Origin of the sequence: Pseudoalteromonas sp. PAB 2.2, from assembly GCF_001938575.1 — a bacterium.
Lineage (GTDB): Bacteria > Pseudomonadota > Gammaproteobacteria > Enterobacterales > Alteromonadaceae > Pseudoalteromonas > Pseudoalteromonas lipolytica.
In genome coordinates this window covers 1-12786 of the sequence record NZ_LYPI01000028.1, presented here as the reverse complement: position 1 = coordinate 12786, position 12786 = coordinate 1, and the positions used below count along the sequence as shown (strand labels likewise).

Sequence of the window (12786 nt, the reverse complement as noted above, 5' to 3'; positions counted from 1 at the left end):
CATATGTACTATTAATAAAGCACTGATTTTTATAGCTTATCCATACTATCGTTCATAACTTTGCCTCCCCGTTATGACGTTTATTTACTGCATGGATATAAGTTAAGGAAATCAAATGTTCGCTAAAAAATACCCTATAATTACGGTGGCCTTACTCAGTGCTGCATTATGCGCATGCCAAAGCACAACAACTTCAACAACAAATCAAAACAGTCCAAATGTGAATGAAGTAGCACAGCAACAGTATAACGGTCCAAAAGCACGTATTGCCGTGGCGCGCTTTACTGATAAATCAAATGATTCACGATGGTGGCGAAAAGAAATTGGTGAAGGCATGGCTGATCAATTAACGACTGCGCTGGTCAGTACGAACCGTTTTATTGTATTAGAGCGTCAAGCACTTGATGCCGTCTTGTCAGAGCAAGATTTAGCGGTATCTGGAAGAGTAAGCGCTGCATCGGGGGCGGCTTACGGTGAAATTGAAGGAGCTGAAATTGTGGTTGTGGCCGCAGTAACCGAATTTGATGACGACAGCTCAGGTGCCAGTGTTGGCAGTGGCGGCTTTATTGGTGATGTGTTTAGCTCGGTATCGGCAGGCTTCTCAGGCTCGCATATGGCAATTGATCTACGCTTAATAGACACACGCACTTCGCGTATTCTGGCAGCCACCAGCGTAGAAGGCGGAAGTAAGGACTTTGACTTCACCTCAGCAGCCACTAACTTTGGCGGCGCACTCGTCGGGGGTAATCTCAGCGGATGGTCAAACACCCCTAAAGAAAAAGCCTTACGAGAAGTGATTGTTAAAGCCGTCGAGTTTTTAGAAAGCAAAGTACCTAGCACTTACTATCGCTACAATAGTGATAATACCATTGCTACAGGACACTCTGCTCCAGCCCCTCTAAGAGTGACAGCAAAAGCAACTGGCGCAAAAACCGCCGTCGCAAACACACCGTCAGTCACAGTGCCCACTCATAGAATGCCCCATTACGAAAAAATGGACTTGGCAATGTCTCGTCTAAACTTAGTCTGCTTGGGCTACTTAAAAAACCAACCTCATTACGAAGAGTTTGAAACAGAAGATGTAAAATACGATCGCGCAACGGTTATTGCACTCACTGAATATCAACAAGAAAATAAACTCACCGTCACAGGTTTGGCAGATGAAAAAACCAAACAGTCACTCGATAATACCCAATGTATTGCTAAAACTAATAAATCAGGGCTGGAAAGCTTAGGCAGTATGTTTAAATTTAACTAATTGAAGTAACCAAGCTTAATAACGTCAATTAGCCTTATACAGCCAGTAATAACCACTGGCTGTATTGGCAAAAATGAGTGACGGTGTCCCTGAACGGTTTATTCTCATTTTTGCTAACATCTTCCATTTATAAAATTTGTACTAGTTCACCACGATAAAAGTCACACAATAACCAAATTTGCTGGAATGGATGCCCTTTTGGTACATCGAGATGAGTGAGCACGGCCTTAAAATCATCTAAGTGCCAAATAGTGCTGGCATTACGGATCAATAACCATGGATGCTCTGATTCATACTGTTTTTTCGCTTTTTGCGCGAGTAACCGATGCAGTGCACAATGTAAACGCTGATCGCTTGGCTCAAGTGCCATCTCAGCAAGGTCGCGCTGCATACCAATTGACAAGGGCCGTCCTAATACGGCCATCGCCTCTGTTTCACTGGCGTATAAATGCGCAATTTCAATATCGAGACGCTGCTCACCTTTATAGCAGCTCACATCAGGCTTACTTGGTGTATTATGCCAAATATTGCGCATTTTGATCCCAAACTCTTTTTCATAACAGCGCAAAAATAATTTTGCGGCGCCATGCTCAAGGGCTATTTTTTCTTGCTCACTATCACGATTCATTTAATGTCGCATATACATCACTTAATAACCCCGAAGCACCAAACCTAAATAGTTTAGGCTTTATATAGGCTTCACCCATTATAGATTCAGCTAAGGCCAAGTATTGAGCGGCATCAGCAACGGTTCTCACTCCCCCTGCGGCTTTAAAACCGACGTTTTTACCGCTTGCTTTAATTGCGGTTAAAATTATCTCTGTTGCAGCTAAGGTTGCATTAACCGCCACTTTACCCGTACTCGTTTTGACAAAATCAGCCCCGCCATCAATCGCAAGTTGGCTCGCTTTAGTTATTAACTCATCTGTTAATTCGCCACTTTCGATAATCACTTTTAACACGGCTTTATTGCCGCAGGCATCTTTTGAGGATTTGACGTACGTTAAAACCTTCTCTTCATCACCTGCAATAAGGGCTTTGTATGGGATCACTAAATCAATTTCGTCAGCGCCACGCTCAATAGCAAACAAGGTTTCATTTATCACCTGTTCTAAAGGCTGCTCTCCTGTTGGAAAATTGGTGACGGTGGCCACCTTTACTTGCTTTAGCGCACGCTCTGCCAACGCTAATTTGGCATCACTAACAAACTGACTATAAACACACACCGCCGCAGGTACGCCTAACTTTGGCTGAATACTGGCAATAAGATCTTCAATTGTTTGTGCCGTATCGGTGTCATTGAGGGTTGTTAAGTCCATGAGTGCCACAGCTTGGGCTGCGATTGTTTGCATGTTTTTCATAAATCTTATTTTTGTGTTGCCATAATAGTGACCCATAGTAGCAAATTTTTATGTTCTGGCTATAACTCATAACGAATCACCATAAGCCTAGTTATTTTCTTGTAACTCGCCGCAATCCCTTGTTAACTAAGTCTTAAGCCAAATAGAACCACCCAATATAACTTTTAGTTATATAAATTGGGTTTTAATTATTTTTTACTTAACAATACGCACTATATTCTGCTTGTCTGCAATAAGCAGTTTCTGTGATGTTTTTTAGGGGTATAAACAACGTGCAATATTTACCTATCTTTACCAAATTAGACGACAGGCCCGTATTGGTAGTCGGCGGTGGAGATGTTGCGTTACGCAAATGCCGCGCATTTTTAAAAGCGCGCGCACACGTGACGTTAGTAGCCCCTGAATTTTGTGATGAGCTTATAACCCTTGCAAACACGGGTGAAGTCACGCTAATTAACGACATATTTCAAGAGCACCATTTAGATAAACAAATGTTGGTTATTGCCGCAACAGATAACGACGCAGTTAACAGCACGGTTTTTGAGCTTGCTAACGCACGCAATATTTTCGTTAATGTCGTTGATGATCAACCTAAGTGTAGTTTTATCTTTCCCTCGATTGTTGACCGTGACCCTATCACTATTGCTATCTCAAGCGCGGGGACAGCCCCTGTTTTAGCACGTCGCTTACGTGAAAAGCTCGAAACGCTTATTCCACAACATATTGGCCCTTTGGCTACTTTAGTCGGGAGTTTTCGCGACAAAGTAAAGCAACGTTTTAAACATTTCGCCGACCGTCGCCAGTTTTGGGAAGGTGTGTTTGATTCATCGGTTGTGAGTAAAGTGCAAGCAGGCGACACCACCGCAGCGTCGGCGCAACTAGAGCAACTACTCGAAGCCAAGCCTGAGCCCGAAGGTGAAGTATATGTTGTGGGCGCAGGCCCTGGTGACCCAGAGCTATTAACGTTAAAAGCCCTGCAATTAATGCAACAAGCCGATGTTGTTGTGTATGACTACCTTGTGTCTGATGAAATTATGGAACTAGTGCGTCGCGATGCCGACTTAGTGTGTGTTGGCAAGCGCTTGGGCGATCATAGTGTGGCACAAGAAGATACCAATCAAATGTTAGTTGATTTTGCTAAACAGGGTAAAAAAGTATGCCGCATTAAAGGGGGCGATCCATTCATTTATGGCCGTGGCGGTGAAGAAGTACAAGTGCTTGCTGCCAACCAGATCCGCTATCAAATTGTTCCTGGTATTACTGCTGCAGCCGGTTGCAGTGCTTATGCGGGTATCCCATTAACACATAGAGACCATGCACAAGCCATCCAATTCGTTACTGGGCACTGTAAAAAAGAGGGTCAAGAACTCGATTGGCAGTCGCTTGCTAAACCTAATCAAACCTTAGCGATTTATATGGGGGTGATTAAGTCACCTCATATCCAAGCACAATTATTAAAACATGGTCGCGGTGCAGATACACCAGTGGCCATCATTGAAAACGGCACACGTAAAGAACAACGTGTCGTGACGGGGCAGCTAGGTGAATTAGCCGATTTAATTTCACGGCACAGTATTATTTCACCAGCGTTATTAATTATTGGCGAAGTTGCATCACTGCATCATCAACTTGCTTGGTTTGGCCAAACGGCACAAACCAGCAGCTTTGCCCAGCCTTTAACAGGCGTAGCGTAATTTAACTTTTAATCATTTTAGTAGGACGACTAACAATGGCTTTAACACACCTTCAGCAATTAGAAGCTGAAAGTATCAAGATCATGCGCGAAGTTGCTGCTGAGTTTGAAAACCCGGTTATGCTTTACTCAATCGGTAAAGATTCATCGGTGTTATTACACTTAGCACGTAAGGCATTTTACCCAGCAAAAATTCCATTTCCTCTTTTGCATGTTGATACCAACTGGAAATTTAAGGAAATGATCGAGTTTCGCGATCGTTTAGCCAAAGAATATGGCTTTGATTTAATCGTCCATAAAAACCCTGAAGGTTTAGCGATTGATATTAATCCGTTTGTTCATGGCTCAGCGAAGCATACCGATATCATGAAAACCCAAGGCTTAAAACAAGCGCTTGATAAATATGGTTTTGATGCTGCATTCGGCGGTGCTCGCCGCGATGAAGAAAAGTCACGTGCCAAAGAGCGTGTTTATTCTTTCCGCGATAAGCACCACAGATGGGATCCTAAAAATCAACGTCCAGAGCTGTGGAATACTTACAACAGCCAAGTTAACCCGGGTGAAAGTATTCGTGTATTCCCTTTATCTAACTGGACTGAGCTTGATATTTGGCAATACATCTACCAAGAAAACATTGAAATGGTGCCGCTATATTTAGCCAAAGAACGCCCTGTTGTTGAGCGCAATGGCACTCTCATTATGGTTGATGATGAGCGCATGCCGCTTGAAGAAGGCGAAGTACCGCAAATGAAGTCGGTCCGTTTTCGTACCCTTGGCTGTTATCCACTTACTGGTGCTGTGGAATCAACCGCCAGCTCATTAACTGAAATCATTGAAGAGATGTTGTTATCAACATCATCTGAGCGTGAAGGTCGCGTGATTGATCACGACTCTGCAGGCTCTATGGAAAAGAAAAAACGTGAGGGTTATTTCTAATGTCTAAAACTAACGACACGATTAATGAAGTAAGAGAGCTAGGCATCGACGCCTACCTTGCGCGTCAACAAGACAAAAGCCTTTTACGTATGCTGACATGTGGCAGTGTTGATGACGGTAAATCAACGTTAATCGGCCGCCTTCTGCATGACAGCCACCAAATTTATGAAGATCAACTTGCAGCCCTTCACAAAGACAACGAAAAAGTTGGTAATGCAGGTGAAGAGCTTGACTTAGCCCTACTCGTTGATGGCTTGCAAGCTGAGCGAGAACAAGGCATCACGATTGATGTTGCGTATCGTTATTTCTCAACAGCAAAACGTAAATTCATTATTGCGGATACGCCTGGACATGAGCAATACACCCGCAACATGGTAACAGGTGCATCAACCAGCGATGTGGCAATTATCCTAGTCGATGCACGTTATGGCGTGCAGGTACAAACTAAGCGTCATAGCTTTATTTGTGACTCTTTAGGGATTAAACAATTTGTTGTTGCTATCAATAAGATGGACATCGTCGATTTTGACGAAACCGTGTATGAGAAAATCAAAGCCGATTACCTTAAGTTTGCAGAGCAGTTAAACGTCACAAATATTAAGTTCGTACCTATGTCAGCACTGAAAGGCGACAACGTTGTAGTACGCTCTGAACATACACCTTATTACACCGACAAACCGCTTCTTGAATTACTCGAAGATTCCCCTGCGGCTGAAATTGATACTGGCTTTGAAGCACGCTTACCTGTGCAATATGTTGTGCGCCCTAACTTAGATTTCCGCGGTTTCCAAGGAACACTCACTTCAGGTACGTTCAGTGTAGGTGATGCCGTAAAAGTATTACCATCAGGAAAAAGCTCAAGTATCAAAGAGATTGTCACCTTCGATGGGAACCTTGATACAGCCGAAGCAGGCCAAGCAGTTACATTAACGCTTAACGACGAAATTGATATCAGTCGTGGTGATGTAATTGTACCTGCCGCATCTAAAGCCGCTGTAACAAACCGTATTCAAGCCAAACTTGTGTGGATGCATGAATCCCCCTTGGTGTTAGGTAAAAACTATAACTTTAAGTTAGGCAGCAAAAATACTTCAGCGGTGGTGAAAAAAATTGATCACACGATTGATGTAAATACCTTAGAACATGGCCAAGCAGACTCTCTGCAGCTAAACGAAATTGCTATTGTAACCCTCGAGCTTACAGAAACAATTTTGGCTGATGAGTATCACGACAACCATGAAACAGGGGCATTTATCTTAATCGATCGCCTATCAAATTTAACGGTTGCAGCAGGTATGATCGAACAGTTATTAAGCACTGAAGAGCAACAAAGTGGCTTTAGCGACTTTGAAGTTGAGTTTAATGCACTTGTTCGCAAGCACTTCCCTCATTGGCAAGCGCTTGATATAACTAAGCTTAAATAATCACAATTCGCCTGTTATAGGAAGTAAAAAGCATGTATCAACAGCTGGTATTAACAGGCATTATGCTGGTATTAGTCGGGTGCCTATTTGGCACACGATTAAAACCAGCATGGTTATTTGTGAGCGCCATTGGAATTAGCTATCTTTCTGGGCTTATTAGCCTTGAGGATATGCTTGTTAATTATGCCAACCCCTCGTTAATCACCCTGATACTTTTAGTATTGGTATCAATTGCGGTAGAAAAAACCACATTGGTACAGAAACTTGCCCAATCCTTATCAAAAGGTAGCCTGACAAGCTCTGTCACTAAGCTTGGCTTATCGACCGCCTTTTTGTCATCGTTTACTAATAACACAGCCGTTGTGGCATCTCTTATTAGTGCCATAAAAGAGAGCCCGACACATTCGCCATCAAAACTATTACTGCCTTTGTCGTACACCGCAATACTCGGTGGCACAATTACTTTAATTGGCACCTCAACTAATTTAATCGTCAATGGTTTTGCTGTTGAAGCAGGCATGGCTCCCTTAGGTTTTTTTGATTTTACACTGGTTGGTTTAGGCGCATTAAGTGTGGGCCTGATCACCATTATTGTAATGCTTAAATACCTACCCGATAACGGTAAAAATAACCAAGAAGTCGTGCCATTTTACTTAGAAGGCAAAGTAGAAGCTGATTCAAAGCTGATTGGTAAAAGTGTTGAAGAAAATGGTCTGCGTGAATTAAAAGATCTCTTCCTTGCTGAAATCATTCGTGGTGACAAACGTATTTGTGCCGTCACCCCAAAACAAGTAATCAAAGAAGGTGACGTATTATTATTTGTCGGCGATATAAAGTCTGTTCCTTTACTGACTCAATTTGATGGCTTAAAAGTGGTTCATGACAAGCACGAGAAAGATGTTGAACACCTTGTTGAAGTGGTCGTGAGTCACTCCTCTAAATACATTGGCAAAACGATTAAAGAAATTCGCTTTCGCGAACAGTTTCATGCGGCAGTAATTGCAATTCGTCGAGGTCATGACCGTTTACAAGGAGGCCTAGGTAAAGTGCAATTACAAGCTGGTGATTCCTTGATTCTCGCGCCGGGTAAAGCATTTTACACACTCCCAAACTTAAAGCGTGAGTTTGTTTATATTTCGGGTCTCGATTTACAAACACATTTAAAAGCAAAGCAATCAAACATTGTGTTGGCTAGTTTTGCAGGGGTTTTAACGTTAAGCATTATCGGTTTAGTCCCCTTAGTAAAAGGCTTATTGGTGTTACTCATTGGCCTAATGCTCAGCGGCACAATTAAGCTCAGTGAAGTTAAACGTCGCTTCCCTATCGAATTACTGGCGGTTGTAGGCAGTGCGATTGGACTCGCCAAACTCATGATTGGCACCGGTTTAGCTGGTGAAATATCGAATGGCATGCTTTATGTGTTAGGTGACTTTGGCCCTTACGGGGCATTTATTGCTATCTTCTTAATGACGGTCATGTTTACCGAATTGATTACCAACAATGCAGCCGCCGCACTTTCATTTCCTGTTGCGTATGCGCTGGCTATTGGCTTTGATGTTTCCCCACTGCCCTTTATTATGGCCGTGGCCTTTGGTGCATCGGCCAGCTTTATCTCACCATTTGGTTATCAGACCAACCTTATGGTGTACAGTGCGGGAAATTACCGCTTAAAAGATTACATTGCCATGGGCCTTCCTTTATCGATTATCTATTCGATTACGGTACTTACATTGATACCACTGGTTTTCCCATTTCAATAACAAACAACGAGAACAGATACAATGAATGAGAATATCGTTTGGCATAACTACGCAATCACTAAAGCACAACGTAGTGAGCAAAAAAAGCATAAGCCGACTATTTTATGGTTCACTGGCTTTTCTGGCTCTGGTAAAAGCACCGTGGCCAATGCGCTAGAAAACACACTAAACCAACTAGGTGTTCACACCTATCTACTTGATGGTGATAACGTACGCCATGGGTTATGTAAAGATTTAGGCTTTACTGATGAAGATCGTGTTGAAAATATTCGCCGCGTAGGTGAAACAGCGAAACTCATGGTCGATGCCGGTCTTGTGGTACTCACCGCATTTATTTCACCCTTCCAAAGTGAACGCGATATGGTAAGGAACTTGGTAGATGATGGTGAGTTCATCGAAGTGTTTTTAGATACCCCACTCGACGTATGTGAAACTCGTGACCCTAAAGGGCTTTATAAAAAGGCACGTGCGGGTGAAATTAAGCATTTCACAGGTATTGATTCAGACTACCAAGTTCCAACATCACCCGAAATTAAAATCGATACGAGCAAAAACACCCTAGACCAATCGGTGCAAGAACTGGTAGCGTATCTAAAACAACAGCAAATTATAGGTTAAATCATGAATCATACGGAACTGCTAGAAGAAATCTTACTGCTGGCGCGCCAAGCAGGAAATGCCATTATGGGTATTTACGAAAAAGATTTTAACGTCGAATACAAAGCCGATGAAAGCCCAGTAACCGACGCCGATCTAGCAGCTCATAAAGTGATTGTTAATGGCTTAAAACAGTTAACGCCAGACATTCCGATTCTAAGTGAAGAAAGTGCAGATATTAGCTGGGATGTTCGTCAAACCTGGCAACGTTATTGGCTAGTCGACCCGATTGATGGCACAAAAGAGTTCATCAAAAAGAATGGTGAGTTTACGGTAAATATTGCGCTCATTGAAAACGGTAAGCCTATTTTAGCCGTCGTCGACGCACCTGCATTGGGTGTCTCATATATTGCAAGCAACGCCATTGGTGCGTTTAAAGATAAGGGCGATGAACGCATCGAACTTAAAGTTACCCGCAAGCCAAATAAAGGGCTTATTCGTGTTGTTGGCAGTCGCTCACACCCTTCCCCTGACCTAGCTGAATTTGTAAAACAATTCGATGACGTAGAAATGGTCTCGAAAGGCAGCTCACTAAAACTATGTTTAGTAGCCGAAGGCAGCGCCGATATTTACCCTCGCTTAGGCCCAACCTGCGAGTGGGATACAGGCGCAGGCCATGCGATTGCCGAAATAGCAGGAGCAACGGTTAGCAAACTCGATGGCAGTCCACTGCTGTATAACAGTAAAGAAGAATATCTGAATCCGTATTTTATAGTATCGGCGTTACAGGACTAGTCTTTAGCAGTCGATGTTATAGAGTGAAATACTACATAAGCTGGGTAACGCGAAGCGAAACCCAGCAAAACTTACCCTCTCTAAATTAACGTTAAACTAGCCTTTATGCCTGTGTTCCGATAATATTTTGCCCTCTTAATCTATTAAAGGAATGACGATGACGACTGTTGAAAAAGCCATTGAGGCAGCTTACCAAGCGCAAATCACTTCTCTTTACAAAGCACTATCACAAGGTGTGCTTGCTGCTAATGGCGATGAAAGTGAAATCACAGCTGCTGAAGCTCGCTTTAAAAAAGGCTTAGCATTTGCTGCTGATATAAAAGCCCGCGCACTTGCAGCAGCAGAGTAAACACCACAACTGGGCTTAACTCAACTAGCCCAGCATTTCCTTTTGTAAGTCTCTCCTTACAGCATAGTTATCTAAATACAACGCTAAAACATGCATTCTTAGTTGCTTTTCTATATGCTGCGCGACAATTATTATTCTAATAGTGGAGTGCTAATGAACACACAACAAGATGCTGCGCAGTTTAGTGCATCGACAACAAGTAGTAACTCGAAATGGAATCTTCACGACACCCAGTGGGTATTAAGTTTATTTGGCACAGCAGTGGGTGCCGGCATTTTATTCTTACCCATTAATATCGGTATAGGCGGGTTCTGGCCATTAGTGATTATGGCGTGCTTAGCCTTTCCTATGACTTACTTAGCTCATCGTGGCTTAGCTCGTTTTGTATTATCATCAAAGCAACCAGATGCTGACTTTACCGATGTGGTAGAAGAGCACTTTGGCATGAATGCTGGGCGGCTAATTTCTCTTTTATATTTTCTTTCTATCTTTCCTATTTTACTTATTTATGGCGTTGGCCTAACCAATACCGTAGACAGCTTTATCGTTAATCAATTAGGTATGGAATCACCACCACGCGTGCTGCTATCAGGCATTTTAGTGGGTGGTATGATTAGCTTAATGCTAGGTGGAGAAGCACTCATGTTGCGTGCTTTTGCTATTTTGGTCTATCCACTCGTCGGTATTCTGTTTTTCTTATCGTTGTATTTGATCCCAAGCTGGCAGATGCCTGACGTATCAATTCCTGAATTTTCAGGCTTTATGAAAACGCTCTGGTTATCAATTCCTATTATTGTGTTCTCATTCAGCCACGCCGCTGCAATCTCAAGTTTTGTCCATGTACAGCGAGCTCATTACGGCAATAATGCTAAAATGAAGTCAGAAGCAATTCTGAAGCGCACCAGCTTATTGTTAATCGTATTTGTATTGCTGTTTGTATTTTCGTGTGTGTTGTCTTTATCATCAGAACAAATGCTGCAAGCTAAGGCCGAAAACGTTTCTATCTTGTCGTTTCTTGCCAATATTACTGATAACTCATTCATTGCCACACTAGGCCCGTTGGTAGCGTTTATCGCGATTACGTCATCTTTCTTAGGCCACTTTTTAGGAGCCCGCGAAAGTTTCAATGGTCTTGTCAGTAAGCAAGCACATATGAACCCTAAACTCGTTGATAAGATTGGCACTGTTATCATGTTCTTCGCTATTTGGTATTGCTCGGTGATCAACCCAAGTATTTTAGACATGATGGACCAGCTATCAGGCCCAATTATCGCCATGATCTTATTCATTATGCCCATGATTGCCGTGTATAAAGTCCCTAGCCTGCAAAAATACAGGCACCGCTTAAGTACTTTATTTGTGCTAGCTATTGGCTCTCTTGCTGTTCTTGCGCTTATTTACAGCATGATTAAATAACAGTAAGTACTGAATATATAAATATAAAAGCCCAGCGGGGAAACCTGCTGGGCTTTTTCGTATTTATTCGTCAAGCACCGCGTTGTTGTGTTGCTCATTAATGAGAGACGGATTAGCGTAACCCATTTTAGAGCCCCTTGCACTTCTGTCATCGTGATTAAGAAGCGTAGGAGCGGCTTTCATCGTGAACGTCAGGGGTGTTGTATGAAGGGCATATCAGATACTTTCGGCACTAAAGTGCCTCCTACGCGCTAATTAGGTTAGCGTAAAGTGAGTGATTCAATAACCCCTTCATTCTTGTCATCATGATTAAACAACATGGGAATCGTGATTAAACATCGTTATTAAGAAGCGTAGGAACGGCTTTAGCCGTGAATGTCAGGGGTGTTGTATGAAGGGCATATCAGACACTTTCGGCACTAAAGTACCTCCTACGCGCTAATTAGGTTAGCGTAAAGTGAAGTAGCCCATTTTAGAGTCCCTTCAATCTTGTCATCATGATTAAACAACGCGGGAACCGTAATTATAGAGTGTGGGAACGGCTTTAGCCGTGAATATAAGTAATTATGCATGAAGGGCATATCAGATACTTCGGCACTAAAGTACCTCCTACTACGCCTAGTTATTTGAGCCAGAAGCGAAGTGAGCAATTTAAGGGAATCTTTCATTCTTGTCGTCATGATTAAACAACATGGGAATCGTGATTAAACATCTGATTATAAAGCGTAGGAACGGCTTTAGCCGTGAATGTCAGTGGTTATGTGTGAAGGGCATATCAGACACTTTCGGCACTAAAGTACCTCCTACGTCTCTTCATCTTGCGCTTATGCGTCTTTTATCTCTGTATGGTACTGGACGATTTAGCCCTGAACGCAAAAAACCCGCTGCATTGCTGCAACGGGTTTCTTTAATTAGGAGCCTGGCGATGTCCTACTTTCACATGGCAAATGCCACACTATCATCGGCGCTGTTTCGTTTCACTACTGAGTTCGGCATGGAATCAGGTGGGTCCAAAACGCTATTGTCACCAAGCAAAATGCGTGGAAAGGATTCTCGACAAAGCGCATCGCGCTTACGAGTCCTTTGCGCAAGGTGAACTGATTTCGCATTAAGCGCTGCGGTTCACCCTACATAAAATTCGGAAATCTGATAATCGTAAAATCTACTTTAGTATACTAACTTCTGTCTGTTACGCTG

The 12786-nt window shown here is 42.8% G+C and carries 11 protein-coding genes and 1 rRNA gene; 9 read left to right on the top strand and 3 right to left on the bottom strand.

The genetic code is table 11. From position 1 onward, the window contains the following. Nucleotides 1-115: 115 nt before the first annotated feature. Nucleotides 116-1258 (top strand): CsgG/HfaB family protein, encoded by a 1143-nt coding sequence (locus tag BWD47_RS19630; RefSeq protein ID WP_075594522.1) that lies wholly within the window; start codon nucleotides 116-118, stop codon nucleotides 1256-1258. Between the two features lie 127 nt (nucleotides 1259-1385). Here BWD47_RS19630 and BWD47_RS19625 read toward each other — a convergent pair whose 3' ends face one another. Beyond that, nucleotides 1386-1886: a hypothetical protein gene (locus BWD47_RS19625; RefSeq protein ID WP_036971583.1), complete on the bottom strand. Its 501-nt coding sequence runs from the start codon at nucleotides 1884-1886 to the stop codon at nucleotides 1386-1388. Next, the gene (gene deoC, locus BWD47_RS19620; protein ID WP_036971793.1) at nucleotides 1876-2619 is read right to left on the bottom strand and encodes a deoxyribose-phosphate aldolase; all 744 of its coding nucleotides are present in this window, start codon (nucleotides 2617-2619) and stop codon (nucleotides 1876-1878) included. The genes BWD47_RS19625 and deoC overlap by 11 nt, the downstream gene beginning before the upstream one ends. A 272-nt stretch (nucleotides 2620-2891) precedes the next feature. On the opposite strand from deoC, the gene cysG reads away from it, so the two are divergent. The 8 genes from cysG (at nucleotide 2892) to BWD47_RS19580 (ending at nucleotide 11589) form a co-directional block, all read left to right on the top strand. Beyond that, a complete protein-coding gene (cysG, locus tag BWD47_RS19615; RefSeq protein ID WP_036971795.1) occupies nucleotides 2892-4313 on the top strand; it encodes a siroheme synthase CysG in 1422 nt (473 codons plus the stop codon). 35 nt (nucleotides 4314-4348) lie between these two features. Further along, complete coding sequence (gene cysD / locus BWD47_RS19610; RefSeq protein WP_036971584.1) at nucleotides 4349-5248, top strand: sulfate adenylyltransferase subunit CysD; 900 nt, start codon at nucleotides 4349-4351, stop codon at nucleotides 5246-5248. Continuing rightward, a complete protein-coding gene (gene cysN / locus BWD47_RS19605) occupies nucleotides 5248-6672 on the top strand; it encodes a sulfate adenylyltransferase subunit CysN (protein WP_036971586.1) in 1425 nt (474 codons plus the stop codon). The genes cysD and cysN overlap by 1 nt, the downstream gene beginning before the upstream one ends. Nucleotides 6673-6704: 32 nt before the next feature. Next, entirely contained in the window at nucleotides 6705-8432 is a 1728-nt protein-coding gene (locus tag BWD47_RS19600) for an SLC13 family permease (RefSeq protein ID WP_036971588.1), read from the top strand. A 21-nt stretch (nucleotides 8433-8453) separates the two neighbouring features. Further along, entirely contained in the window at nucleotides 8454-9050 is a 597-nt protein-coding gene (cysC, locus tag BWD47_RS19595; protein ID WP_075594521.1) for an adenylyl-sulfate kinase, read from the top strand. 3 nt (nucleotides 9051-9053) lie between these two features. Next, on the top strand, nucleotides 9054-9824 hold the full coding sequence (gene cysQ, locus BWD47_RS19590; RefSeq protein WP_074989832.1) for a 3'(2'),5'-bisphosphate nucleotidase CysQ: 771 nt from the start codon (nucleotides 9054-9056) through the stop codon (nucleotides 9822-9824). Nucleotides 9825-9981: 157 nt separating this feature from the next. After that, complete coding sequence (locus tag BWD47_RS19585) at nucleotides 9982-10173, top strand: hypothetical protein (RefSeq protein WP_036971594.1); 192 nt, start codon at nucleotides 9982-9984, stop codon at nucleotides 10171-10173. Between the two features lie 153 nt (nucleotides 10174-10326). Next, complete coding sequence (locus BWD47_RS19580; RefSeq protein WP_075594520.1) at nucleotides 10327-11589, top strand: aromatic amino acid transport family protein; 1263 nt, start codon at nucleotides 10327-10329, stop codon at nucleotides 11587-11589. A 917-nt stretch (nucleotides 11590-12506) separates the two neighbouring features. On the opposite strand, the gene rrf is transcribed toward BWD47_RS19580, so the two are convergent. Continuing rightward, nucleotides 12507-12621, bottom strand: a 5S ribosomal RNA gene (gene rrf / locus BWD47_RS19575). Nucleotides 12622-12786 lie beyond the last annotated feature (165 nt).

Bases quoted from the DNA above. Each gene is read 5' to 3' on its own strand.
- BWD47_RS19625 (WP_036971583.1), bottom strand. From the start codon at position 1,886: ATGAATCGTGATAGTGAGCAAGAAAAAATAGCCCTTGAGCATGGCGCC.
- cysQ (WP_074989832.1), top strand. From the start codon at position 9,054: ATGAATCATACGGAACTGCTAGAAGAAATCTTACTGCTGGCGCGCCAA.
- cysC (WP_075594521.1), top strand. From the start codon at position 8,454: ATGAATGAGAATATCGTTTGGCATAACTACGCAATCACTAAAGCACAA.
- cysN (WP_036971586.1), top strand. From the start codon at position 5,248: ATGTCTAAAACTAACGACACGATTAATGAAGTAAGAGAGCTAGGCATC.
- BWD47_RS19580 (WP_075594520.1), top strand. From the start codon at position 10,327: ATGAACACACAACAAGATGCTGCGCAGTTTAGTGCATCGACAACAAGT.
- cysD (WP_036971584.1), top strand. From the start codon at position 4,349: ATGGCTTTAACACACCTTCAGCAATTAGAAGCTGAAAGTATCAAGATC.
- BWD47_RS19600 (WP_036971588.1), top strand. From the start codon at position 6,705: ATGTATCAACAGCTGGTATTAACAGGCATTATGCTGGTATTAGTCGGG.
- deoC (WP_036971793.1), bottom strand. From the start codon at position 2,619: ATGAAAAACATGCAAACAATCGCAGCCCAAGCTGTGGCACTCATGGAC.
- BWD47_RS19630 (WP_075594522.1), top strand. From the start codon at position 116: ATGTTCGCTAAAAAATACCCTATAATTACGGTGGCCTTACTCAGTGCT.
- BWD47_RS19585 (WP_036971594.1), top strand. From the start codon at position 9,982: ATGACGACTGTTGAAAAAGCCATTGAGGCAGCTTACCAAGCGCAAATC.